This is a genomic window from Pseudomonas sp. QTF5 (assembly GCF_000512695.2).
Lineage (GTDB): Bacteria > Pseudomonadota > Gammaproteobacteria > Pseudomonadales > Pseudomonadaceae > Aquipseudomonas.
Genome location: NZ_AZRW02000008.1, coordinates 120,148 through 144,767, shown reverse-complemented (window position 1 = coordinate 144,767; position 24,620 = coordinate 120,148). Strand labels below are relative to the sequence as shown.

Annotated in this window: 23 protein-coding genes and 2 pseudogenes; 8 read left to right on the top strand and 17 right to left on the bottom strand. The window is 58.2% G+C overall.

Translation table 11 applies throughout. The features are described 5' to 3' along the window. Positions 1 to 9: 9 nt before the first annotated feature. The 7 genes from IC37_RS09185 to IC37_RS29950 all read right to left on the bottom strand — a co-directional run bounded on the left by IC37_RS09185 (position 10) and on the right by IC37_RS29950 (position 5,670). Positions 10 to 1,314, bottom strand: coding sequence for an MFS transporter (locus tag IC37_RS09185; RefSeq protein WP_030132546.1), 1,305 nt, complete (start codon positions 1,312 to 1,314; stop codon positions 10 to 12). A gap of 35 nt (positions 1,315 to 1,349) precedes the next feature. Next, positions 1,350 to 2,486, bottom strand: a complete 1,137-nt coding sequence (gene moeB / locus IC37_RS09180; protein ID WP_033865089.1) for a HesA/MoeB/ThiF family protein — start codon at positions 2,484 to 2,486, stop codon at positions 1,350 to 1,352. Between the two features lies 1 nt (position 2,487). Further along, on the bottom strand, positions 2,488 to 2,760 hold the full coding sequence (locus tag IC37_RS09175) for a MoaD/ThiS family protein (RefSeq protein ID WP_030132544.1): 273 nt from the start codon (positions 2,758 to 2,760) through the stop codon (positions 2,488 to 2,490). Positions 2,761 to 2,763: 3 nt separating this feature from the next. Continuing rightward, on the bottom strand, positions 2,764 to 3,480 hold the full coding sequence (locus tag IC37_RS09170; RefSeq protein ID WP_143519166.1) for a hypothetical protein: 717 nt from the start codon (positions 3,478 to 3,480) through the stop codon (positions 2,764 to 2,766). Between the two features lie 28 nt (positions 3,481 to 3,508). Further along, a complete protein-coding gene (locus IC37_RS09165) occupies positions 3,509 to 4,210 on the bottom strand; it encodes a TfuA-like protein (protein ID WP_081729433.1) in 702 nt (233 codons plus the stop codon). After that, the gene (locus tag IC37_RS09160) at positions 4,191 to 5,408 is read right to left on the bottom strand and encodes a YcaO-like family protein (protein ID WP_030132541.1); all 1,218 of its coding nucleotides are present in this window, start codon (positions 5,406 to 5,408) and stop codon (positions 4,191 to 4,193) included. The genes IC37_RS09165 and IC37_RS09160 overlap by 20 nt, the downstream gene beginning before the upstream one ends. 85 nt (positions 5,409 to 5,493) lie before the next feature. After that, positions 5,494 to 5,670: a hypothetical protein gene (locus IC37_RS29950; RefSeq protein WP_158225654.1), complete on the bottom strand. Its 177-nt coding sequence runs from the start codon at positions 5,668 to 5,670 to the stop codon at positions 5,494 to 5,496. Between the two features lie 434 nt (positions 5,671 to 6,104). On the opposite strand from IC37_RS29950, the gene IC37_RS09155 reads away from it, so the two are divergent. The 3 genes and pseudogenes from IC37_RS09155 to IC37_RS09145 form a co-directional block, all read left to right on the top strand. Then, a complete protein-coding gene (locus IC37_RS09155) occupies positions 6,105 to 7,007 on the top strand; it encodes a LysR family transcriptional regulator (RefSeq protein WP_030132540.1) in 903 nt (300 codons plus the stop codon). Between the two features lie 132 nt (positions 7,008 to 7,139). Beyond that, a complete protein-coding gene (locus tag IC37_RS09150; RefSeq protein WP_030132539.1) occupies positions 7,140 to 7,766 on the top strand; it encodes a glutathione S-transferase family protein in 627 nt (208 codons plus the stop codon). A gap of 63 nt (positions 7,767 to 7,829) precedes the next feature. Further along, positions 7,830 to 8,780: pseudogene (locus IC37_RS09145) on the top strand (pyridoxamine 5'-phosphate oxidase family protein); the annotation flags it as partial. Positions 8,781 to 9,298: 518 nt separating this feature from the next. Here the strand turns inward: IC37_RS09145 and IC37_RS30915 are convergent. The 10 genes and pseudogenes from IC37_RS30915 to IC37_RS30070 all read right to left on the bottom strand — a co-directional run. Then, positions 9,299 to 9,517, bottom strand: a pseudogene (locus tag IC37_RS30915) (hypothetical protein); the annotation flags it as partial. Continuing rightward, positions 9,444 to 10,574 carry a glycosyltransferase family 4 protein gene (locus IC37_RS09135; RefSeq protein ID WP_030132537.1) on the bottom strand — a complete coding sequence of 377 codons (1,131 nt, stop codon included), beginning with the start codon at positions 10,572 to 10,574 and terminating at the stop codon, positions 9,444 to 9,446. The gene IC37_RS09135 and the pseudogene IC37_RS30915, both read right to left, overlap by 74 nt. Then, entirely contained in the window at positions 10,575 to 11,705 is a 1,131-nt protein-coding gene (locus IC37_RS09130; RefSeq protein WP_030132536.1) for a glycosyltransferase family 1 protein, read from the bottom strand. After that, positions 11,689 to 13,056 (bottom strand): glycosyltransferase family 1 protein, encoded by a 1,368-nt coding sequence (locus IC37_RS09125; RefSeq protein WP_030132535.1) that lies wholly within the window; start codon positions 13,054 to 13,056, stop codon positions 11,689 to 11,691. The genes IC37_RS09130 and IC37_RS09125 overlap by 17 nt, the downstream gene beginning before the upstream one ends. Continuing rightward, on the bottom strand, positions 13,053 to 14,306 hold the full coding sequence (locus IC37_RS09120; RefSeq protein WP_030132534.1) for an ABC transporter ATP-binding protein: 1,254 nt from the start codon (positions 14,304 to 14,306) through the stop codon (positions 13,053 to 13,055). The genes IC37_RS09125 and IC37_RS09120 overlap by 4 nt, the downstream gene beginning before the upstream one ends. Continuing rightward, complete coding sequence (locus IC37_RS09115; protein ID WP_030132533.1) at positions 14,306 to 15,103, bottom strand: ABC transporter permease; 798 nt, start codon at positions 15,101 to 15,103, stop codon at positions 14,306 to 14,308. The genes IC37_RS09120 and IC37_RS09115 overlap by 1 nt, the downstream gene beginning before the upstream one ends. Then, complete coding sequence (locus IC37_RS09110) at positions 15,104 to 16,546, bottom strand: mannose-1-phosphate guanylyltransferase/mannose-6-phosphate isomerase (protein WP_030132532.1); 1,443 nt, start codon at positions 16,544 to 16,546, stop codon at positions 15,104 to 15,106. It abuts the gene before it with no gap. 3 nt (positions 16,547 to 16,549) lie between these two features. Continuing rightward, positions 16,550 to 17,521, bottom strand: a complete 972-nt coding sequence (gmd, locus tag IC37_RS09105; protein WP_030132531.1) for a GDP-mannose 4,6-dehydratase — start codon at positions 17,519 to 17,521, stop codon at positions 16,550 to 16,552. Next, entirely contained in the window at positions 17,518 to 18,432 is a 915-nt protein-coding gene (locus tag IC37_RS09100) for a GDP-mannose 4,6-dehydratase (protein ID WP_030132530.1), read from the bottom strand. Before IC37_RS09100 ends, gmd begins: the two co-directional genes overlap by 4 nt. Before the next feature lie 216 nt (positions 18,433 to 18,648). Further along, a complete protein-coding gene (locus IC37_RS30070) occupies positions 18,649 to 18,864 on the bottom strand; it encodes a hypothetical protein (RefSeq protein ID WP_033865088.1) in 216 nt (71 codons plus the stop codon). On the opposite strand from IC37_RS30070, the gene IC37_RS09095 reads away from it, so the two are divergent. From IC37_RS09095 to IC37_RS09075, 5 genes are read left to right on the top strand one after another with little or no spacing between them, the layout of a single operon-like run. Continuing rightward, positions 18,863 to 20,428 carry a glycosyltransferase gene (locus IC37_RS09095; protein ID WP_033865086.1) on the top strand — a complete coding sequence of 522 codons (1,566 nt, stop codon included), beginning with the start codon at positions 18,863 to 18,865 and terminating at the stop codon, positions 20,426 to 20,428. The genes IC37_RS30070 and IC37_RS09095 overlap by 2 nt on opposite strands. Then, positions 20,422 to 21,726 (top strand): glycosyltransferase, encoded by a 1,305-nt coding sequence (locus IC37_RS09090; protein ID WP_030132528.1) that lies wholly within the window; start codon positions 20,422 to 20,424, stop codon positions 21,724 to 21,726. Before IC37_RS09095 ends, IC37_RS09090 begins: the two co-directional genes overlap by 7 nt. Further along, a complete protein-coding gene (locus tag IC37_RS09085; RefSeq protein WP_030132527.1) occupies positions 21,723 to 22,616 on the top strand; it encodes a bifunctional 2-polyprenyl-6-hydroxyphenol methylase/3-demethylubiquinol 3-O-methyltransferase UbiG in 894 nt (297 codons plus the stop codon). The genes IC37_RS09090 and IC37_RS09085 overlap by 4 nt, the downstream gene beginning before the upstream one ends. After that, on the top strand, positions 22,613 to 23,767 hold the full coding sequence (locus tag IC37_RS09080) for an acyltransferase (protein WP_030132526.1): 1,155 nt from the start codon (positions 22,613 to 22,615) through the stop codon (positions 23,765 to 23,767). Before IC37_RS09085 ends, IC37_RS09080 begins: the two co-directional genes overlap by 4 nt. Then, entirely contained in the window at positions 23,761 to 24,591 is an 831-nt protein-coding gene (locus IC37_RS09075; protein WP_030132525.1) for a class I SAM-dependent methyltransferase, read from the top strand. The genes IC37_RS09080 and IC37_RS09075 overlap by 7 nt, the downstream gene beginning before the upstream one ends. Positions 24,592 to 24,620 lie beyond the last annotated feature (29 nt).

Genomic DNA, 24,620 nt, shown 5'->3' with positions numbered 1-24,620 from the left:
CGAGGCACGTCAGTGCGCAAATGCTTCAGGGTATTTGTCCAGGTAGGCATCATTGAGCTGCGTATCTTGGGAACGCATGAAAGTTTTGAAATCCGGTACCAGAAAGACCAGCAGAGACAACAACAGCACCATGACGCCCAGCAGCGTGATTGTCAGTGCGACCCCCAGATAGGCAATCAAGGTGTTCATTGCGAAACTGCCCAAGGGGCTGGCCGCCGCAGACAGAAATGAAACCGTGGCAAATATGCGGTTGCGATGGAGCTTGGGCGTCGCCAGTAACCTCACAGCGGAGGTGGGGATGTTGATCAACATCAGGCCGACACCGCCGCAGAAAAAGGCCGCGGGCACGATGAACGACGATGAAACGGTGCCGACCACCACTAAGTTGCACCCCAGTAATGCAAAACCTGCGGACACACACATGTCACGGGGGACCCGGTCGGATAGCCAGCCGATGATCTTGTAACTGCCCGCCAGAATGCCCAGCCCGAAGCACGAATCCAGAAGACCGATGTAAGTGACTGGGTACTGGATGACCTCTTTTACGTACAGTGGGATCAGGATGGTGAAGAACGGAAACAAGGCAAAGTTGATCAGCATTGCAATGATGGCCAGGTAAAATTCGACTTTCACTCCGTAAACCACTTTGAAGCCGGAATAGATCATGCTGAAGCCGCTGGCGCCCGGGGCTTTTTCGCCTTGGTCAGTGGAACCGATGTGGCTCGGGATGGTCGCGATCAACGCCCCGGCGATGAGAATCGCAAAAAAATCGACGGCAAAGGCGAACGAGATACCGAACCCGTAAATCAACCCGCTGGCCAATACCGGCCCCAGCAGAATGGAAAAGGACGACATCACGCTTTTGGTCCGAAAGGCCAGGGAGACTTTATCGTCGTCTGCAAACAAAGGAATGATCGACGCCTGGAGAGGATCGCGCACGCCGACGATCGCACTGCTGATCATCATTAGCGCGCCCACCGTCCAGGGGTTGAACGACCCCGTGGCGGACAGCATCACCATCAACAGCGCTGTCAGCAGGCTGATCCATGAGGCCAGCTTGATGATCAGGAGTTTGTTGTACTTGTCCCCCAGCCATCCCAGCAGGGGTTTAGCTAACACCTCCGCTGCGATGGAACAGGCAATCATGTTGGCGAAATACAGCGCAGAGCCTGTTTCCTGCAAGGCCCACCAAGCCACCGCCAGTTGATTGCATCGTCCCCCCAGAACCATCAGCAAAAAGCTGAATTGCACTTTCAGTAGACGCCGGTCGATTCCGGGAAAGCCCCACGTAATGCCTGAAAAATTTGCACTCATTGACGTACCTTTGATCCAGATAGGTGACTGCGCAATCAGGGGCGTTCAAATAGGACGGGGTATCGTTCATCAGGGTAAATCGCCAGATATCGCTCGATGCCACCCTCAAGGCTATAGAGTTCCGCTTGCTGGCTGACGCTGCGAACTGCCAGCAGGGCCGCCTTGCTCCTGACGCCTGATCTGCAATAGAAAACGATACGGTGAGTGGTATCGAGTTCTTCCTGGCGCTTGATGATGTCTTTAAGCGGAATCAGTCTGCCGCCCAGGGAACCTTGCTGGTGCTCGCTGACGTCGCGCACATCGACCAATTGAAATGGCGCTTGTGTCGCTATCCAGTCATGCAGTGTGTCGGGTGACAGCCAGTCGCTGTCGCGCCACGCAAGCGTGGTCGTAGCGCCAAGCGTTTTCGCAGGGGGCCGGTCCCGTGTTTTTTTGTTGATGTTCAATAGGTGGAAAGTGTTGTCCAGGCAGTCGATAGACAACAATTGCCCGCTCAAGGGCTCCCCGGCACGGAGGATAAGCTTGAGTACTTCATTGGCTTGAAAGCAACCGAGCAAGCCAGGTATGACGCCAAGAACGCCCGCTTCCGAGCAGTTTTGTGTCAAGTGCGGTGGCGGCGGTGTTTCGAACAGATCCCGGAAGCATGGCCCCCGTTGTTGGGTGTGCCGGTTGTAATAGTTAAACACCGACACCTGCCCCTCGAACTGACTGATCGAGGCATAGACCATCGGCTTTTCACACTCGATACAGGCGTCACTGATAAGGTATTTGGCGCCGAAGTTATCAGTGGCGTCGACGATGATGTCGTATTCCGCCAGCAGCGACAGGACGTTGTCCGGGTTCAGCGTCGTGGCAACGGTGTGGACGACGATGTCGGGGTTCAATTGGTTGATGCGGCGCTTGGCTGCCAATACTTTCAGGTCGCCTACATCGGCAATCGCATAGAGAATTTGTCGGTGCAGATTGCTCACGTCGACGATGTCGTTATCAACAATACCGATTGTCCCGATGCCAGCACCTGCCAAGTACAGGAGTACCGGGCAACCCAGCCCCCCGGCGCCGACCACCAGCACCTTGCTGTCTTTGAGGCGCTGCTGCCCCTGAACGCCGACCTCGCTGAGGATGATTTGGCGGGCATAACGGGATGTATCCGTCTTCAGATTGCATTGCATGTCAGCCACCTGCCACTGCGTTGATCAGAATCAATTGCGCGTTATTGTCCAGGGGACAACGGCGGTGTTGCTCACTGGTCACGGGCACGCCGTCGATGAACAACCCCACGAACGGCAGCGGGTACAGGTCCTCAGAGAAGACCGGGCCAATTAGGTCGGGAAACCGAGCGGTCAGATTGTTCAGTACATCGCTAACACACAAGCCCTCAGTGGCGTATGTTTTATGTTGATCGGTGTAGGACATGAACTGCCGGGGAAAGTGTACGACGGCCATGGGTCATCCTTGAACGGTGTCAGTTGTCAGGTCGCTGGAAAACGCATCCAGCCTGGAGGTGATCAGTTTTCCGATTTCGGACAGTTCGGCCGACGTTTGGAGAGTGGCCAGACTTTTGAGGAAGTACTGGTGCAAGTATTCGAGCCGTTCGGGTCGAGCTCGCACGGAACCGCTGGCCAACAACCGCTGGTGGTAGTTCACGGCGCTGACCGCAAACAGGCAAGCCAGCAAGACACCCCTAGGGTTCTTGCCGCCGGTTCCTGATGGCAGTATGTAGTTGTTCGAACTGTCTTTGAGCTGGAAGTCGTAAATCTCAGCGATCAAACTGGACCAGATATGGGACAGTTCATGCACCAGCAACTCTTCAAGATCTGTCATGCTGGTAAACGCGGCTTCGCCCAGAAACATTTGTTGCGGCAGCACGGGATTGGTCAGGCTGACTTGTTGAGTCAGCAACTTATGTATTTTAACCGGCAAGTCCAATAAATTGGCCCATTCCGGCAGCAAGGCTTTGAGGTTGCTCTTCGCTTCAGCCACCATGATCTGCTCGGCGTTACCGAGCGCTTGATGGGGCGGAAACGCGGGCGCACCTTCGACGTGCCGACTATATAGGGTGGTGGCAAAGTCTGGTTGCAAATAGGAAGTTAAAGGTAACTCGCCTCCCTCGATATTTTTACGTACAACGGCGACGAGCGTTAAAAGTTTGATGCTATTGAACATGGGGTGCACAAAGGGCAAACCATTTATTTCACACAGTATCTCTGATGGCGACATTCTGTTTTACCGTCCGCGTCCATGGTTGCAGTTTGAGAAAATCGATCAAGTCCAGGCTCTTTATTCTGTAGGCAGAAAAGTTGGCCAAGGCGCTATCTATTTGTTGCTCCGCGACAGGGAGTGCCAGCAAGGCTTCTTTCAAACAATTTAGTGTTCGATGTCCGTACCACATATTTTTTAGGTAGTGAAGTAGGTGTTGTTCTTGTGCTGGCGTAATGATCTGTTCAGTCGTCCACTGTCTTAAAAATTGCCTGATATGAATAAGTGGTTCACTGAGTGAAAGAAAAGGCTCTTGTGCTTGATGTATCAGGGTCACTTCGTCGTCGGACATGTCAGGATCACTGGCGAATTGTCGATACACTTCACCAAAGCCTGTCATTCCCAGCGTATCCATTTCACAGGCACGAATGGCTCCCATGGACGACAATCCCCAAATGCGCCAACCCGCGCCCAGGGCGTCGAGTATCTCGGCATGGCCGACGGCAGGGTGTGCATGAAACACGCCATCGACAATGGCGAGGTTCGAAGGGGGTGATTGCGCCACTAGGCGTTCGATATCGCCGCGTTTGACAGGCGGGCGTAACACCAGGTCGCCACCGCACAGTAATTGATTGTCTATTCCTTGCAGGGAGGGGCCCGCAAACAGTGTGCATACTTCAAGCGCTTTGTTTGACATACGTAAGTAACCTCGGACCGACCCTTTTCAAACCGGGTTCAAAGGCTTCAAGCCCCGGAATAATGATTCTGACCACAGTGATGTCGTCCGTCGTTTTACTTAGCAAAACCCTTAGCACAGTACTGAGCCCGATATTCTGCAACCGCTCAACGAGCAACTCCCAGGCCGATTCGATCGTGGGTATCGCGGCTTCTTGGCAGTCGATGGAGGAGTAATCGATCATCTGTTTCCGGGAGGTGGCCACGGTACGCAAGCGTGAGATGGCCTGAAGCTCGACCGAACGGCCCTTCTTCTCGAAGTATTTGACGCGCTCGATGATGTCGTCCCGGCCTCCATGGATGTGGCTTAAACGGCTCTGGGCCGCCTCGCAGATGGCCCGGATCAAGGCGATTTCCTTGATTGGATGCAACCCTGAGCCGGTGGCCACAGAGATGGGCGCCTGGGAAGACTCTTCCATGATAAAAGCCTGAAAGTAGGCCATGCCAAAACAGTTCTCGGTGTAACGAACCGACAAGCTTAATCCCGCGTCATTGATTTTATTGATCAGGGCGTCGGTTTCTACGCTGTAGCGGTCCAGATTGACGATGCAGGAGCGGTCATGCAGGTGATTGAAGGCTTGAACATCGCGCTCCATGAGTTCGCAAACAGCGTGTACCGAGGCTTCCACCAAGTCATTTCCTGAAGCCAGGCCACTGGAGCTTTCCCCGAAGAGTCGTTGCCCGGGGTTTTCAGAGTAGGGAATGAATACCAGTTCGGCGGGTGCAAGCACCTTTTGCTTGCGCAATACATCGTCAACTTCGACAGCCATGATGAGCGAATCGGCGTCGGCAGAGAAGCCATACAACATGCAGAACTGATTGAATGCTATTCGTCCTTCGTGGCTTTCAATGAGTTGTCTCGGCGTGGTTTTTAACAGTTTCAGTTGTGCAGTGTTGTATTGCGCAAGGCTGAACTCGATGGCTTCCATGTACGCGCCTATTTTGGCTTCTGCTGATCTGAGGCCTTTGCCAGCGTTTACGCACAGCGAACCCTTCAAAGCATCCGGTCGTATACTGGCAAACACCGGAATGCCAATACGGTCCAGCCAGGTTGTGTCGGTCACTCGGGTAATGCCCAAGCGCGGGGCTATGTTGTTGACGATAATTTTTAATGTTTCTTCGGCACTGCGGCGACGAAGGCTCGAACTAAGCCTTTGCATAAGTGGTCACCTTTTAGTGATTGATCAACAAGCATCATGTTCGACACTATAGAAAACGGGAGGGAATTACTTCCCTCCCGTTTTTTCAGGCTGCGATTTTTACGTCTTCAGCCAGAGCCAGCGTCAATACATTGTTGTTCGACTGATGTGCCACAAAACCAGCATGCATGAGGCTTTCATCGTTCAGAATGACGGAGAACTTCTCCGCAGTTTCTGTGTCCAGTTGAAGCTCGAAGGTTACATCATTAATTGTAGAATCCATTAGCTGTTACTCCATCCTTAGTATTGCGTTTGAGAAGGTCTGTTGCGCAACACCTAGATTTTTTGCAGATGAAGTCGGGGATGTCAAGCTAATAATTTATATCCGCGACCTGGTCTGGTTTTAACTGTAATTGTTTTTCGGGCGGCGCCTACACGAATTAGAGAATATTCGTACAGAGGACGGGTAAGTTGTAGGAAGTTTTAATTATGTTTTTTGTCAGCCGAAAAATAGGTTTGTTGTATAGGTTCATGATTAATAATGGTAAATAATATCGTTTAGAATTATTAATGTGGTTTATTAACAGATTTCATTTTTCTGGTTTTTCTACTTTAAAGGAGCTTCGGTATGAAGAAGCTAAACTACTTATTTTTCGCAATAGACTACGAGAAGCTGCCGCGGCTTCGATCTTTTGATTTTTAATGAGGGAATGCCCGATGGACCGCTTCCAGGAAATGCAGGTCTTCGCCACCGTCGCCCAGGAGCAAGGCTTTTCGGCGGCGGCACGGCGTTTGGGGATGTCGGCGGCCAGTGTCACCCGGGCGGTGGCGGCGCTTGAAAGGCGCATTGGCACCCAGTTGCTGACACGTACCACCCGCAGCGTGCATTTGAGCGAGGCGGGTCAGCGTTATCTTGAGGACTGTCGGAGAATTCTCACCGAGGTGCAGGAAGCGGAGGATTCGGCGGCCGGGAGCCACGTCCAACCCCGGGGGCAACTGACGATCACGGCGCCGGTATTGTTCGGTGATTTGTTCGTTACGCCGGTCATGGTCGGTTACTTGTCTCAATTCCCTGAAGTCAGCATCAATGCTCTACTGGTCGACCGGGTGGTGAGCATGGTCGAGGAGGGCATCGATGTGGCTGTGCGCATCGGGGATTTGCCTGACAGCAATCAGCATGCAATTCGCGTGGGCGAAGTGCGGCGGGTGATCTGCGCTTCCCCTGGATTCCTGACTGACCATGGTCGGCCCCGGCATCCTGCAGATTTGAGCGCAGCCCCGATCATCGCCACCTCGTCCATTGGGCAGCACAGAAGCTGGCCGTTCCTTGACGGGGGAGAGCCGATCAGCGTTCGTCTGGAACCGCGCCTTGTGGTCACCGCCAATCAGGCGGCTATTACTGCCGCCGCCATGGGACTGGGACTGACCCGAGTGCTGTCGTATCAAGTGGCGAGCCAGGTCGCCGCCGGTGAGCTGGAAATCGTTCTGGCTGACTTCGAACTGCCGCCATTGCCCATTCATGTGGTCTACCAGGGTGGGCGCAAGGCCCCGGTGCGGGTCCGAAGTTTTGTGGACTTCGCGGTGAAGGTACTGCGCGAACACCCCGCCCTGCACGGCTGAAGGGTTATTGCGCTGGCTGAAATAATGGATTGCATTTGCTGGTTATTCTGTTGTTTTGGTTGCGGATGGAAGATAGCCCCCTATCGGCGCTGATCTTTCCTGAAACGGCGCCACCACCCAGCGGAGTCGACCATGCAAGCCATCAAACTCTACAACTTCCCACGTTCTGGCCATGCTCACCGTGTGGAGCTGATGCTGTCGCTGTTGCAACTACCAACCGAGCTGATCTTCGTCGATTTGGCCAAAGGCGCGCACAAGCAAGCGGATTTTCTGGCGCTCAACCCGTTTGGTCAGGTTCCGGTGATTGATGATCAAGGCGTGGTGCTGGCCGATTCCAACGCGATCCTGGTTTACCTTGCGCTGAAATACGGCAACGGTCGCTGGCTGCCAACTGATCCGGTGGGTGCGGCCAAGGTTCAGCGCTGGTTGTCGGTCGCCGCCGGGCCGATTGCCTTTGGCCCGGGCAGGGCAAGGCTAATCACGGTGTTTGGTGCGCCTTACAACGCGCAAGAGGTGATCGCTTATGCCCACACCTGGCTCAAAGTGATCGATCAGGAACTGGGCGCAACGCCCTATCTGGCCGGTAGCGAGCCGACCATCGCCGACATCGCCGCGTACAGCTACATCGCCCATGCCCCGGAAGGCAATGTGTCGCTGGATGACTACGCCAACATCCGCGCCTGGCTGGCGCGGATTGAAGCCTTGCCAGGATTTGTCGGTATGCCGCGCACCGTCGCCGGTTTGCAAAAAACTGCCTGATGCTCACGGCCCGATTCAGTCGGGCTGTTCTTATTGCGCGAGGAGCGCAGGGGAGAAGCCGTTATGGAACGTTCACCTTGGCACGCAGGCGAGAAACAGTTGCAGGCTCACGTGGGTGTCGCCGAGCGAATGGACGCATTAGGTCGTAGGGTGATTCGCAGCGAGATGCCGGATCAGCACCGCACGTTCTATCAGCAACTGCCGTTCATGCTGTACGGCGCGGTGGATGCTGACGGCAACCCTTGGGCCGGCATTCTTGAAGGAGCGCCGGGCTTTGCCCATTCTCCAGAGCCTACGCTGCTGCAGTTCGGCAGCCTGCCTGGCCACGACGACCCTGCGCAATTGCAAGAGGGAGCGGCGATCGGTCTGCTTGGTATCGAACTGCACACCCGACGTCGCAACCGTCTCAATGGCCGAGTTGGCGCTGTGACGGCGAGCGGCTTCGAGGTGAAGGTGGAGCAGTCTTTCGGCAATTGCCCAAAATACATTCAATTGCGCCAGTTTCGCTCGGTACCCTTGGCGGATCCGTCGACCCGTGTCGCGCAGGACCTTAACGGGCTGGATGACGCGGCCAAAGCCATGATCGCCGGCGCCGATACCTTCTTTGTCGCCAGTTATGTGGACGTCGATGGCCAACGCTCGGTGGACGTTTCTCACCGGGGTGGCCAGGCCGGTTTCGTCCAGGTAGAGGGCAATCGCCTGACCATCCCGGACTTCGCCGGCAACCTGTTCTTCAATACCCTGGGCAACTTGCTGATCAATCCTCGTGCCGGTTTGCTGTTCATCGATTTCGATTCGGGCGACCTGTTGCACCTCAGCGGTCGCACCCAAGTCATCCTCGAAGGCCCGCAGGTCGAAGCCTTTCAAGGGGCCGAGCGGCTGTGGACATTCGAGGTGGAGCGCGTGGTGCGACGGCCCGCGGCACTGGCCTTACGCTGGCGCTTTGACGGCGTGTCACCCAAAAGTTTGCTGACCGGTACTTGGGCCCAGGCGAATGCGCGCTTGCAAGCCCGGGACCCGGTTGATCAGCGGTCAGTTGATTTATCCACAGGCGCTGGCGGCAGGACCGGATAACGGACAGATGCTGATTTGTTGTGCGGTGCCGGCGCAGGGTTCGCAGCCGTTGGTGTTGGATCTGTAACTGAACCAGACAACACAGAAAATCCCCTGTGGGAGCGGGCTTGCTCGCGAAAGCGGTGTGTCAGACAACTTCCATGTTGAATGTTAAACAGCCTTCGCGAGCAAGCCCGCTCCCACATTTGATCTCGGCTGGCCTGAAAACATTTGCGAATATCCTACAGATTTGGCTGTTCTGAAGGACGATTCCGACAAGTTCTAGCGGTTGTCGTGTCAGAAGTCGGGGGGATAGGCTTTGGGGGTCGCTGCAAATTCAGTGATCGGGTTTGGTCGCCCAGGTTTAGAATGGCGCACTTTTGTGCTTGCTTCATGTCGAGCTGCGCGTGGGAGGGCTTAGGCCCTGCCGGGTTCCATTCCCTGGTCGACCAACCCGCGTACGGTTCGCCACCCTTCTGCTTGGTCGCAGAGGGGTTGAGGTAGTGATCGAGCGCGCGGTCAGCGGCTTCGTGGAGTTTTTTTGAATTGAGGGATTCGTAGGGGGAAACGTCTTCGGTTTCCCAACGGGGACAAGCCCCCTCGCCACAGTTCGCTCCTACGGAGTCAGGCGTAGGACAGGGATTTTTCTTCCAGTAATTCTTCGTACAACTCCGTCCACTTGCGACCCATTTCGTCAGCCGTGAACAACTGTTGATAACGCGCCTCAGCCTTCACGCCCATTTCGGCCGCAAGCATCGGGTTTTCCCACAGCGTGCGCATGGCTTCACGGAACGCCTGTGGATGACTCGGCGGCACCACCAGTCCGGTTTCGTTGTGGATGTTGATGTAGCTGGTGCCGGTACCGATTTCGCTGGAGATCATTGGTTTGCCGTACATCGCGCCTTCGAGCAGCGAGATGCCGAACGCTTCGGAGCGCAGGTGCGACGGAAATACGATGGCGTAACTCAGTTGCAGCAGCGCGACTTTGTCTTCGTCCCCCAGACGCCCGAGAAAGTGAATATTGCGTAAACCCAGCGCCGCGGCCTGGGCGTGCAGTTCGGCTTCCAGCGGCCCGGCGCCAACGATCACCACTGGGTAATCCACGTCTTTCAAGGCGTCGAGCAGGATGTGCAGGCCTTTGTAATAGCGCATCACGCCCACAAACAGGAAAAACTTATCCCCAAGCGTTTGCCGCCAATGGTCCATGCGTTCGTTGTCGGGTTGTGGATAACCTGCCTTGTTAAGGCCATAGGGAATGACTCGGGTCTTGTCCTGAAACTGCTGCAATACATCACTGGTGTGCAGATAGTTGGGGGAGGCGGCGACGATCCGGTCGGCGCTGGCAAGGAAACGGTTCATCAATGGCCGGTAAAGTTTGAGCAGGTGCTTCTGGCGAATGATGTCCGAGTGGTAGGTGACGACGCTGGGTTTGTTCAGGCCGCTGAAGAAATGCACCAGGTCCATGAACGGCCACGGGAAGTGGTAATTGACCACGTCCGCCTCAGCCGCCATTTCGCGAAATTGCTTGAAGACGCTGTAAGAAAAGCCTGTGGAAGCGAACTGAATGTCGAGTTTGGCCCGATGGACTTCGTGCTGCCCGAGCTGCACCACCGGCGGTGTCGGATCGGCACTGAGGGTCAGCACCTGGCCTTCAATGCCATGCTGGGCGCCGCTTTCACATAACTGGAAGATCACTTGTTCGATCCCGCCGACCGAGTCAGGCAGGTACGTCTTGAAAAAATGAAGAACTCGCATTCAACCTCCCATAGCCTGGCGGTAGGCGCGGGCGGTGATCTTCGCGCAACGCTCCCAGGAAAAAAGCCTTGCCTGCTGCAATCCGGCTTTTCGGCATGCCTGCCAATGTGTTTGATCGTCGATCAGACGGCGCATGGCATCGCGCAAGCCATCTGGATCGTCAGGTTCAATATAGTTGCCCGCAACGCCTGCGACTTCGGGCATGGCCGAACGTCGGGTCAGGATCACCGGCGTGCCACTGGCCATGGCCTCCAGCACCGGTAGGCCGAAGCCTTCGTAGAGCGACGGAAAAATCAGCGCCCGAGCGCCCGCCAACAACTGTGCGACCTGCTCGTCGGGCAGATAACCGAGCAAACACACATGACCATTGGCCAATGCCTGGTGCAGCTCATCGCTGAATTGCTCGCGCTGCCAACCGGCCATGCCGACGATCAGCAGCGGAAAGCGCTGACGCAACGCTTCCGGTAGTTGGGCGTGGGCGCGCAGGGCCAGGGTCAAGTTCTTGCGTGGTTCCAGGGTACCGACGCAGAGAAAATAATCCCGCATCTCGACACCGTGAGCCTTGAGTACCGCATTGATGGCTTCGGGTTCGCGGGGGTGGAAACGTGCCGCCACGCCCAGCGGGGCGACCACAAAGCGCTCGGCCGGCAGTGCGAAATGGACCTGAGCCTCGTCGGCGATGTACTGCGAGTCGGTGAGAATCAGCCGCGCCTGTTGCACGCCATCGGCCAGCCGCCGCTCGATTTCTCGCAGGCGTGCCGGTGGTTGCGTTTCGGGATAGTGCAGGTGCGTCAGGTCATGCAGGGTGATGACCGTCGGGCCGTCGAACGACAACGGCCACAGACTGGGTTCGTGATAAAGGTCGATCGCCTGGGCGCGGCCTTGATCAAAGCGTTTCTGCGCCAGCCAACGTCGAGCCTGATACGCCCCCGGTATCTGCCGCAACAATGGCGTCAGCCGCGAGTACCCCGGCATGGCCGCATCGGGTAGCGAAGAACTCCAGCCCCAGCCATGGAACAGCGACAACTCCACGTCCGGCTCACCGGCCAGGGCGTTCACCAGTTCGGCGACGTAATGGCCGATGCCGGTGCGCGGAGCCTGGAGGATTCGGGCGTTAAGGGCAATTCGCATGTTGCCTCTCTTGCACCACGGTTGTTTCCCCAAGGTTGCGCAGGGTTCGTTCGGCCAGTTGCGCACTGGCTTCACGCCAGCCGATCCAGCGCCAGTCCGCCACATTGCGGGCGGCCGGGAATTGTTGACTGCTCTCGAATCGAGCGACCAGATCGGCCAGGCTTTTTGGTTCGGCCAGGTCGAAGTACGCCATGAACTCGCCGCCTATTTCACGGAAGACCGGGATGTCACTGCCCATGGCCGGCAAACCGCGCTGCATGGCTTCCACCAATGGCAGGCCGAAGCCTTCGACGTAGGACGGAAACACCAGCGCACTGGCGTGGGAATAGGCGTGTTCGAGGCTGGTGTCGCTCAGGTCGTTAAACATGAACAGTCGCGTATTCAGCTGCGGGTGATTGCGCACCCGGGCGAGCAGGGCATCGCACTTCCAGCCAATGCGCCCGGCGATGCACAGCCGGGCTTTCGAGCCGGCGGCCCAGGCGAGTTCGAAGGCGTCCAGCAAGTAGTCATGGTTCTTGCGCGGCTCGATGGTGCTGACCATCAGGAACACCGGTTCCGGAGTATCGAACAGCCGTGTCAGGCGCGTTTCGACAGCGGCGGTTTCTTCGCGCAGGTCCAGCTCGGAGCCCAAGTGGAAATAGTCGAACCACAAGGTGTCGGCTTTGGCAGGACCGACTCGACGATGCAATTCATCGCGCACCTGATCGCGCACCGTGGCGGAAATCGCCACATAGCCGTCGGCGGTTTTGGCGATCCAGTCGAACCACTCGTTGAAAATCTGCACCAGTCGCGTGTCGTAGAACTGCGGGTGGGTCAGGGGAATCAGGTCGTAGATCACCGAGACGATGCCCACGCCTTCGCGTTTGAGTTGTTCGGCCAACGGGAAGAAATCGGCGTGCCAGGACGAATCCAGCAACACTAATTGATCGCCCGGTTGATGCGGCAACGGCGAGCAGCGTTTGGGCAGTTGATATTGGTTGATCCGGTCGATCAGGCGCAGCGGAACGCTGAAACCCGCCAGCGCCGTCAGGCGGTAGGCCACATACAGCGCACGCCGAGTCCATCGCGATGTACAGCGTTCGTCGAGGCGCTGGTGCAGTTGCCAGAAACGATGGGCCAAACGCTCAAACTGGCCACCGAAGGTCATCAATCCATCAAAAAACGGTATGTTTAAAGGGCCTAGCTGCAGCACGCGGTAGAGCTTGCCCTTGAGCATCACCACCGGGATGCACTCGACGCCATCGACGCTTTCAGGCAACTGATTGATGACGTTGCGCACCACCCGTTGAATGCCCGAATTGACCTTGGGGTGCTGGAACACGTGGGTGCATTCCACCAGAAGACGCGTCATGGCGTGTTCTCCGAGACAATCGATTCGGCTGTTCGAGTGATGGTGGTTTTCGCCCCCAGCCACGAGCAACCGACGAAGTCTTCGTGTCGGTTGTTGATCACGTGGAACACCAGGCCGTAGTCACGCCACTCGAAATTGCGGTCCAGGTGCGAGTCCAGCCGCGACAGGCTCAGGGCCACGGAATAGTTGCCCTTACCCAGGCCCATGACGAAAGCAAAGCGGTAGGTTACCCGCTCGCCAGCCTGCAGGTCGGTGAGGGCGAGGTCCTGACGATGGGTGTTGATGCCGTACATGGCCTGGCCCAGGCGATCCTTGATCATGAAACCCAGCACCAGGCGTTCGATGTCCTGGCGCACTTCGACTTGCACCTCAAGCACTACCGGCTGGCCAACTTCGGCGGCATCAATGGCGCGTTCACGTTCATCCAGCAGGCGCACGCTGAGGATCCCGGCTTCACCGGTACCGGAAACGGTTTGCACCTGACCGCCCACGAGCATTTCCTGACGCACCGTCTGGCCTTCTCGCTCGGCGAGCAGGGCGTTGTAGTAGTCCATGACGGCTTCGGGCTTGCCATGCATGGCCATGCGACCGTTTTCCAGAAGGATCGCCGAGTCGCAAATCGACTGAATCGCCGAGCGGTCGTGGGACACGATCAGCAACGTGGTGCCGGCCTTGCGGAAGCTGCGGATGCGATCGAAGCTTTTGTGCTGAAAATAGGCGTCGCCCACCGACAACGCTTCGTCGACGATCAGGATATCCGGGCGCCTCGCGGTGGCCACGCTGAACGCCAGGCGCATCTGCATGCCGCTGGAATAGGTGCGCACCGGGTGGTCGATGGCTTCGCCGATTTCCGCGAAGTGTTCGATGTGCGGCATCAGGGTTTCGATTTCTTCGACCTGCATGCCCAGCAATTGCCCGGCCATGATCGCATTTTGTCGGCCGGTGAAATCCGGGTGAAAACCCATGCCCAGTTCCAGCAGGGCGGCGACGCGTCCTTCAAGCCGGATCTGCCCGCAGGTGGGTTGGGTGGTGCCGGTGATCATCTTCAGCAAGGTACTTTTGCCGGCACCGTTGACCCCGACGATGCCCACCGCTTCACCGGGAGCAATCTCGAATGCCACGTCTTGCAGCACCCAATGCTGGCGATGGCGGATCGGCGAAAACGGGATCAGCCACTCGGCCAATCGGCTCCAGCGCGTGGGGTATTGCTTGTAGGCCTTGCCCAGGCCGGTCACGCGTATGTGTCCCATCAGAGTTCATCCACCATTTCGCCGACCCGCTGACGAAACAGCCGCAGCCCGATCAGGCAGAACAACACACCGATCACGAAGATCGGCAGCAGCGAACTCCAGACCGGCCATTGGCCGTAAAGGAACAGGTTCTGGTAGCTGCCGATCAGGTTGGTCATGGGGTTGAGTTGCAACAGCCGTTGCACCCACTCGGGCAGAATGCTCAGGGGGTACACGATCGGTGTCAGCCAGAACCAGAATTGCAGGCAGATGCCGAAAAATTGCCCGACATCGCGAAAGAATACGTTCAGCACGCCGAGGATCATCCCCAGCCCGGCGCAGAACATCACTTGCAGCGCCACCAGCGGCAGTAATGCTAGCAGTGCCATGCCCGGCAGGCGCCCGGTGATCAGCAGAAAGCCCAGGAACAGCCCGATGATGATCGCGAAGTTGATGCCGGCGTTAAACAGCACGATCACTGGCAGACAGATTCTCGGGAAGCTGATTTTCTTCAGCAGGTTGGCGTTTTCCAGAAACATGTTCTGGCTGCGCAGGGTGATTTCCGAGAACAGGCCCCAGGTCAGCAACCCGGCGCAGAGGTAGATGCTGTAGGCCATGCCGTCATCCACACCCGGCAAGCGAGCGCGCATGATGTGGGAAAAAATCACCGTGTAGACGACGATCATCGACAGCGGGTTGAGCACGGTCCACAGGGCACCGAACAGCGAATTGCGATAACGCGCTTGAAACTCTCGCTTGACGCTACCGAGGACGAAACCTCGATAGCTCCACAGCGAGCGATACAGGGAAAGCAGCATTCAAACCGTCCTGCCGTATTGGTCTTCGAAGCGAACGATATCGTCCTCTCCCAGGTATTCACCGCTTTGCACTTCGATGATCACCAGGTCGATCACGCCGGGGTTTTCCAGGCGGTGCCTGTGCCCGGCGGCAATGAACGTCGACTCGTTCTTGGCCACCAGGTGCGAACCGGAACCGTTGTTGGTGACCTTGGCCATGCCTTCGACCACCACCCAGTGTTCATTGCGGTGATGGTGCATTTGCAATGACAACTTGGCGCCGGGTTTGACCACGATGCGTTTGATCTTGAAGCGCGGACCTTCCTCGAGCACGGTGTAGGTGCCCCAGGGGCGGCTGACCGTGCGATGCAGGCGATAGGCTTCGTGTTTATCGTCCTTGAGCTGCCGGGCTACCCGGCGCACATCCTGGGCGCGGTCGGCGTGGGCCACCAGCACCGCGTCGGCGGTGTCGATGATGATCAGGTTATCCACACCCACTGCCGCGACCAACCGGTCTTCGCTCTGGATGAAGTTGTTGTGGCTGTCGATGAAGATCGCGTCGCCGCTGGCGCGATTGTTCTGCGCATCGGCCGGCACCAGTGCGGCCACGGCGCCCCAGGAACCGATGTCGCTCCAGTCGAAACTGGCCGGTACCACGACCACTTTGTCGGAGCGCTCCATCAGCGCGTAGTCGATGGAGATGTCGGTGATTTCGGCGAAGTGAGTGGGTGACAGCTCCTGTTGCAGGCAACCACCGGTTTCCACCGGCGCGCTGGCCGCCATGCAGGCCCGGGCCTGTTCAAGCAGTGCGGGCGCGTGAAGGTGCAACTCGGCCAGCAGCGTAGCGATCGAGAAGCAGAACATCCCCGAATTCCACAGGAAGTTGCCGCTCTCCAGATAATGCGTGGCGGTTTGCAGGTCGGGTTTCTCGACGAAGCGCTGCACCTTGGCGGCGCCTTTGTCGTCCAGCGGGGCACCGGTTTCGATGTAGCCGAAGCCGGTTTCCGGGGCTGTCGGCACGACGCCGAAGGTCACCAGATGGCCGGCCTTGGCCAACGCCACGGCGTGCTCGACCGCGCTCTTCAACGCGTCTTCGTTGAGGATCAGATGATCGGCGGGCATCACCACCATGATTGCTTCGTCGCCGTGCAGGGCTTGTAGCGAAAGGGCTGCCGCCGCGATGGCCGGGGCTGTATTGCGACCCGTCGGCTCGAGCAGAAAATGCCCGCGATGGCGCTCCAGGCGCGCATCCTGATAGTGATCCTTGCTCTGGAAGTAATAGTCGCGATTGGTCACCGTGACGATGTCCCCCCAGCCATCGAGCAAACCGGCCGCACGCCGATAGGTTTTACCCAGCAGCGACTGACCGTCGGGCAGGGTCATGAACGGCTTGGGATGGCCTTCGCGGGACACCGGCCACAAACGGGTACCGGCACCACCGGAGAGAATCACGGGAATCAGCATGGCCTACTCCTTGGCAACGCGTTTCATGTCCGCATCCATCATCATGCGGATCAAGGTGTCCAGATCGGTTTTTGGCTTCCAGCCCAGCACGCGTTGGGCCTTGGCCGGGTTGCCAAGCAGTACCTCCACCTCGGCGGGTCGGAAAAATGCCGGGTCGATTTTCACGTAGTCGCGGTAGTTGAGGCCGATGTGATCAAAGGCGATGCGGCACATTTCGCGCACAGTAGTGGTCACGCCGGTGGCGACCACGTAATCGTCAGGCTTGTCTTGTTGCAGCATCAGCCACATGGCTTCGACGTAGTCGCCGGCAAATCCCCAATCGCGTTTCGCGTCGATGTTGCCCAGACGCAGCTCCTGCTGTTTGCCCTGTTTGATACGAGCGGCGGCGTCGGTGACCTTACGGGTCACGAACTCGATGCCGCGCAGCGGTGATTCGTGGTTGAACAGGATCCCGCTGCTGGCGTGCAGGTTGAAGCTTTCGCGGTAGTTCACGGTGATCCAGTGGCCGTAGAGCTTGGCCACGCCGTAAGGGCTGCGCGGATAAAACGGCGTGTTTTCGTCCTGCTGCTCGGCCTGAATCAAGCCGAACATTTCGCTGGTGGACGCTTGATAGAAACGCGTGTGCGGACTGAACTGGCGGATCGCTTCCAGCAGGTGAGTCACGCCCAGGCCGTCGACGATGCCGGTGGTCACCGGTTGATCCCAGGAGGCGGCGACAAAGCTTTGCGCCGCTAGGTTGTAAACCTCATCCGGTGCCGATTTGATTACCGCGCGCTGCACCGAGCAGGCATCGGCCATATCGCCATCCAGATAAACGATATCGCCCTCGATCCCCGTCTCGCGCAGCCGCCAACGCGAATCGCTGCTGCGCCGCGCCACCAGGCCATGGACTTTATAACCCTTGTCGAGCAGCAACTTGGCCAGATAGGCGCCGTCCTGACCGGTGATCCCTGTGATCAATGCACTTTTTGTCATTCTTGTCGTACTCGCTTCTCCCAGTCGGACAGGATCGCCCGCAGGGATTGTTGTGTTGTGATTTCGGGCGTCCATCCTGTGGTCTGGGCAAGCTTGGCATGGCTGCCACAAACGCGACGCTGATCCGCGCGGCGAAGACGCGCCGGATCCTGAATCAGTTGCATATCGACCTGGGCGAGGTCCCCCAGCTGTTCGATCAAACTGCGAATGCTCTGCTCGCGCCCCGAGCAAATGTTGTAGACCTGCCCCGGCGTGCCTTTCTCCAGCAACGCCAGGTAGGCCGATACCACGTCGCCGACATCGAGAAAGTCGCGGGTGACATCGATGTCACCGACTTCCAGTTGCGGGGTTTGCAGGCCTCGCTTGATTCGGCTGATCTGCCGCGCCGCGCTGGCGATGACGAAGCTGTCCTTCTGCCCGGTGCCGATGTGGTTGAACGGGCGCGCGACCAATACTGGCCAGCCCTCGCTCAGGCCCCATTGCAGGCTCAGGAACTCCGCCGACAGTTTGCTCACGGCATAAGGATTGCGGGGGCAGGGTGGCTGGAGTTCGGTAATGGGTAGATCGGTTTCATTGACCTGGCCATAGACGTCACCGGAGCTGACGTACAGGAAGGTGCCGTTAAAGCCGCGGGCTTTGAGGGCTTGAAGCAGGTTGAGAGTGCCCAGCAGGTTGATATTCAGCGTGCGCGCCGGATCACGGAAGGCTTCGGGGACGAAGGTCTGGCCGGCCAGATGAATGACCGCATCGGGCATCTCGGGCCACAGGCCTTCAAGGCTTTTTGGCTGTTCGAGATCGTACGGGGAGGGAACGGGCAGCAATTCCCATTCCGAGGCATCAGCCTTCAGTCGGGATTGGATGTGTTGTCCTACGAATCCACTCAGACCCGTCACGAACAGACGCTTTTTCAAGCAGCGACTCCCTTGATCATAAAACCTCATCCATTCCCCACAGGCTTGATGGAGATGTCTTACAGACCGGGTGGATTACGGGGTCGAAAGACAGGCGAAGTCGTTGTTGTAGTTGTTTGGTAGCCAATCTGTGCCAATTGCGCAGCAATTTCAACAGGTCCCACCGTGACCGATCAGTTCTCGTTTTCGCAGGCCCATTTATTCTCGCCGAGCGGTTCACGAACCCTTGATGGATGTGTTTAGAATGCCCCTCGTCACGATCGTCCAGGGTTCGGCAGGGTTGTTCTGCAACTGCGCGAAACTGACCACTAAAACAAGAATGTAGACGGGCACGAAGACTATAGACGAAGACGGGGACACGCCGTCTCGATCGGTGGCTTCGCCGTCATAGAGTGGGGTTGCCGGGATGGCGGCCTCATCGTGGGATGCCATGAATTTTATTCTTTACTCGGACGTCAACGACAGTTCCATCAGCCAGAGCCTCGGTCGTCCCGAATACAGTTATTACTTTGTGCTCAAGGCTTATCGTCCGGTGCTCGAAAGCCTTGGGCGGGTGCATGTGGTGTGTTCCACCGCCGAGGTCGATCCCCTTTACCGACAGCTGCTTGCCGCCGGCGAAGAGAGCCTGTTCCTGTCCTTCACCCCACCGCAGAAAACCCCGAACGACCTTGATTGCCCGACGATCTGCGTGGTGGCCTGGGAGTTCGATTCGATTCCCGATGAGCAGTGGGACAACGATCCCCGGCAGGACTGGACGCGCATGCTGGCGCGCCAGGGCCGGGTGATCACGCTCTCCAGTCATACCGCCCGCGCCATCCGTCGGGCCATGGGCGAAGACTTTCCGGTGTTGGTATTGCCGACCCCGTTGTGGGAAAACTTCGCGGCCATTCGTAGTCGCCATACCAGTGTGCCGGTCAATGCTGGGTCGACCCTCGATATCAAGGGTTGCATCCTCGATACCCGCACGCTCGGGCTGTCCGCCGACTCGTTGATTCCATCGCCGCTGACTCCAGAACAGCAGGCCGAACTCGAGGCCTTGCGCCCACCGCCGCTGACCCTCAAGCGCCGCTTCGTCATCGCCCGGCATTATTTGCGCCAGTGGGCGCTGGACCTGGGCAAGGCGCAACCGGTGCCGGTCCATCGCACTCATTTTCTGCGCCAGTGGTATTGGGAGGGGATTCGTGATCTGTTGTCCGACCCGGCTCACTCCAGGCTCGAAAAATACCTCCCGGCCATTGCCGGCCCGCAGGCAGTGCCGGCCCAGGTACCAGCCCCCCTGGACCTGCCAGACACTACGGAGCACGTCCAGATCCAGGTCGACGGCGTGGTCTACGTCACCGTGTTCAATCCCCGGGACGGTCGCAAAAACTGGCATCAACTGATCACTGCATTCTGCTGGGCGTTCCGGGAAACCGTGGACGCCACGCTGGTGCTGAAGATTACCCAGAGCGATCTGTCGTCTTACTACACCGAGCTGATGACCTTGCTGGCGCAGTTGTCGCCGTTCGCCTGTCGGGTGGTGGTGATGCACGGTTACCTGGACGATCCGCAATATGCCCGGCTCTATGAGGCGGCGAGTTATTACGTCAACGCCTCGCGCTGCGAAGGCTTGTGTCTGCCGCTGATGGAGTTCATGGCCAGCGGCAAACCGGTAATCGCCCCGGACCACACGGCCATGGAGGATTACATCGATGAGCGTGTGGCGTTTGTGGTCAAGTCCAGCGAAGAGCTGACCATCTGGCCTCAGGACACCCGCATCATCTATCGGACCCTGCGTCATCGACCGGACTGGGGGTCGTTGAAAACGGCCTACGAAAACAGCTACCGGATCGCCAAGGAACAGCCGCTGGAGTATCAGCAGATGTCTCACGCCGCGGTCGAGCGCATGCACGATTACTGCGCATTCGCTGCGGTGCAACAACGCTTGGCGGACTTTTTCGGGCTGGCGCCACACGGTGTGTCGGCAGCGACCGTCACGGATAACGCCTCATGCTGATCATCATTCATTCGGAAACCAACCAGCGCACCATTGCCCAGAACCTGGGCCGTTCGGAATACAGCTACTACTTCGTGCTCAAAGAGTATCGGCCGGTGCTGGAGCGACTGGGGCGGGTAGTGGAGGTCAGCGATCCGCAGACCGAAGTCGACGCCCTGTACCTCGACTGTCTGTCCCGTGGCGAAGACTGCGTGTTCCTGTCGTTCTCGCCGCCGCATCGCACGCCGGTGCATTTTGCCTGTCCGACCCTGGCGGTGTTTGCATGGGAATTCAGCACCATTCCCAATGAGCCGTTCGCCGGTGAACCGCGTAATGACTGGCGCACGGTATTGCGCGCGAGCGGTGCGGCGATTACCCATTCCAATTACACCGTTAATGCCGTTCGCGAAGCCATGGGCGCCGACTATCCGATTGTCGCGGTGCCGGCACCGGTGTGGGATCGTTTTGCCGAACGCGGTGCGCAATTGCAGCGTCAGCCATTGGCCCGCCAGGTGCGATTGAAGATCAAAGGCTTGCTGGCCGACAGTCGTCAACTTGATCTGCGGGCCTTTGGTCCTGCGCATTTGCGTGCCGGCAAGGGCATCGACTTTCAGGCGCCCGCCCGTGAACAAGAGCTGGTGCTCGACGGTGTGATCTACACCTCGGTGTTCAACCCCGGCGACGGGCGCAAGAATTGGGAAGACATGCTGAGTGCCTTTTGCGTGACCTTCCGCGAGGTGGAAGACGCCACGCTGGTGCTCAAACTGACGCACCACGATGCTGAAGAAGCGCTGACCGATATCCTTCATCACTTGTACAAAAACCAGTCCTACCGCTGCCGCATCGTGCTGATTTACGGCTACCTCGCGGATGCGGATTACGAGCGGCTGGTGCAGGCCACGAGTTACGTGGTGAATACGTCCTATGGCGAAGGCCAGTGCCTGCCGCTGATGGAGTTCATGTCATGCGGCAAGCCGGCAGTGGCGCCGCGCACCACGGCGATGATCGATTATCTGGACGCGGACAATGCTTTCCTCATCGACTCCACGGATGAGCTGACGGCCTGGCCCCACGACCCGCGCAAGGCGTTTCGCACCCTGCGTTACATCACCAACTGGGCCTCGTTATGCACGGCCTATCGGGCCAGCTATGACGTGGCCAAAGACGATCCGGAACGCTATGCAAGGATGTCCACCCATGCGGTGGCCAGCCTGCAAACCTTCTGCAGCCAGACGACCGCTGAACAGCGTCTGAAAGAGTTTCTTGCCCGACTGTTCGAAACCCGCGCTACATCTGCCGTGGAAACCCCCAAGGCATGATCCGCGCATTGATGAGGCGGCTGCGTCCAGTGGCGCAGCCCAAACCTGTGCCTGCACCGGTTGCGCAAGGCAGCGTGTCACCGCGCGATGTCGGCTTGCATGACGCCATCCTCGATGGCTGGTTTTTGAACGACAGCGGAGAATTGCTCAAGGGCTTTGCGATCACCGCGGACGACACTTTGCTGGATGTCGGTTGCGGTGAGGGCGTTGCGACGTTGTTTGCGGTGCGTCAGGGCGCCTCAGTGATTTTCACTGACAGTGAACACGACAAAGTCCGTGATCTGATCCGGCAAGTGGAAGCGCAGACGGACAAGCCAAGCCTGGGGCTGGTCAGCAATAGCCTGCCGTTGCCGCTGGCCGATGGCTGCGCGAGCAAAGTCGTGTGCATGGAAGTGCTCGAACACATCGATCAGCCCGAGCCGTTCATGGCCGAGTTGGTGCGCATGGGCCGTCCGGGTGCGCAGTATCTGCTGAGCGTGCCGGCGCCGGTAGGCGAGCATTTGCAACAGGGAATCGCCCCGGACAGTTATTTCCAATCGCCCAATCACGTACAGATTTTTACCCCGGAACGCTTCGCCGCGCTGGTGGAGGACGCCGGTCTGGTGATCGAGCATCGGCAGGCCAGCGGGTTTTTCTGGGTGATGGGCATGATCTTCTTCTGGGCCAGCGAGCGCGCGGCCGGGCGCGACCTGGGCGGCGCGGTGCGTGACCGGATTCAGGCGCCGTATCCGCCGCTGATGGAGAGCTGGGCGAAAACCTGGCAAGACCTGCTGGCGCAACCCAATGGGCTGGCGATCAAGCAGATGCTCGATCAGTTCATGCCCAAGAGCCAGGTGATCATTGCACGCAAACCGATGACGCCCGGCTCAAAGGCCGGGACGCTGCCATGAATAGTCGACGGATTCTCGACATCGAGTTGTTGCGCGGGGTCGCCGTGCTCGGCGTACTGGTGCATCACCTGCAAACCATGCCGTTTCCGGGGGGGCTTCCAGACTTTGAGTCGGGTGTGGACCACGGGCAATTCTGGTGGGGCGTGGACCTGTTTTTCGTCATCTCCGGTTTTGTCATCGCTCGAGGCTTGATTCCGCTGCTGCGTGGTTGCCAGACACCGCAGGCCTTCTGGCAGGAAACCCGCGATTTCTGGATTCGCCGGGCCTTTCGTCTGTTGCCATCCGCGTGGTTATGGTTGCTGCTGATGTTGTCGGGCGTACTGTTTTTCAATCATTCGGGCGCCTTTGGCACGGTGCAGGCCAATCTGCAGGCGACGCTGGCGGGCTTTCTGCAGTTTGCCAATTTCCGCTTTGCCGAAAGCTTCATGCGCTTCGAATACGGCGCCAGTTTCGTCTACTGGAGCCTGTCCCTTGAAGAGCAGTTCTACCTGTTACTGCCGTTACTGATCCTCGTCTGCCGCAAGCGTCTGGTGTGGGTGTTGCTGGCCTTGGTTGCCGTGCAATTGTTCACCTGGCGCTCAGCCTTGTTGATGAGCATCAGGACCGATGCCCTGGCGTTGGGCGTGTTGCTGGCGATGTGGAGCTCAAGGCCGAGCTATCTGACCTGGGAGCCACGGTGGTTGCGCCGTCGTTGGTCAGGCCCGTTGATACTGATCGGCCTGGGGGCTGCATTGAGCGTCCTGGCGAGCGCACCGTTCAATGTGGCGAACTATCGAATCGGGGCGATTGCGATGTTGTGTGCGGCGCTGGTCTGCATCGCTTCCTACAATCGCGATTACCTGCTGCCCAAGGGCAAGTTCAAGCAAATACTGGTCTGGTTGGGCGCTCGTTCCTACGGGATTTACCTGATACACATTCCGACGTTTTTTGCTGTGCGCGAAGGCTGGTTTCGTTTCGCGCCTGCCGGTTCGCAAGACGTGGCGATGCAGCCGGCACTGGCGCTGTTTTGCGCCATAACCCTGATCGTGCTGCTGAGCGAACTCAACTATCGATTCATCGAGCTGCCCATGCGCAACCGGGGTGCCCATCTGGTGCAACGCTTGCGTATGTCCCGATCAGCCCTTCCATCCTCTGGAGCCACCTCATGCTGAGCCTTTTGAAGAAACTCACGACGGGTACGCCCGCTGCCGCGACGCCAGTACCCTCGGCCCCGGACAAGGTCGACCCGTACATGCTCGGCCTGCACGACGCGATGCTCAGCGGCTGGTTCAACCAGCAAACCGGCGAGCTGTTCACCGGTTTCCCGGTCAGCCCCGAGGACACGCTGCTGGATGTGGGCTGTGGTGACGGCGGCAACGTGCATTTCTGCGGCATGCGCGGGGCGAAGATCATCATCGCCGACATCGACGCCGCCAAGGTCGAAGCGACTCGTCAGCGCCTGAGCGACACGCCGGCGCGGGGCGTCGAGTGTCACGTCACGGACTGTAATCCGCTGCCGATTGCCGACGCGACCGCGACCCGGGTGGTGTCCACCGAAGTCATTGAACACGTCGACGATCCAGCGCAGTTCCTCGCCGAGCTGGTGCGGGTCGGCAAGCCAGGGGCGCTGTATTTGCTCAGCGTTCCGCACCCGAGTTCCGAAGACCTGCAAAAAGACATCGCCGCGCCAGAGTATTTCCAGAAGCCCAACCACATTCGCATCATCAGCGAGGAGCAGTTCAAGGCGATGGTCAGTGACGCCGGCCTGGAAGTCATCAGCCACAGCCAGTACGGGTTCTATTGGTCGATGTGGATGCTGTTGTTCTGGGAAGCCAAGGTCGATTTCAGCAACGCTGACCATCCGTTGCTCAACCATTGGGCCGACACCTGGCAGGCCGTTCTGTCCTCGCCACGGGGCGCGCAGATCAAACAGGCACTAGATGCAGTTGTTGCGAAAAGTCAGGTGATCATTGCCCGCAAGCCAATGGCTGAGTAGGGTAACGAGCAGAGTGACAAAGGGCCTTC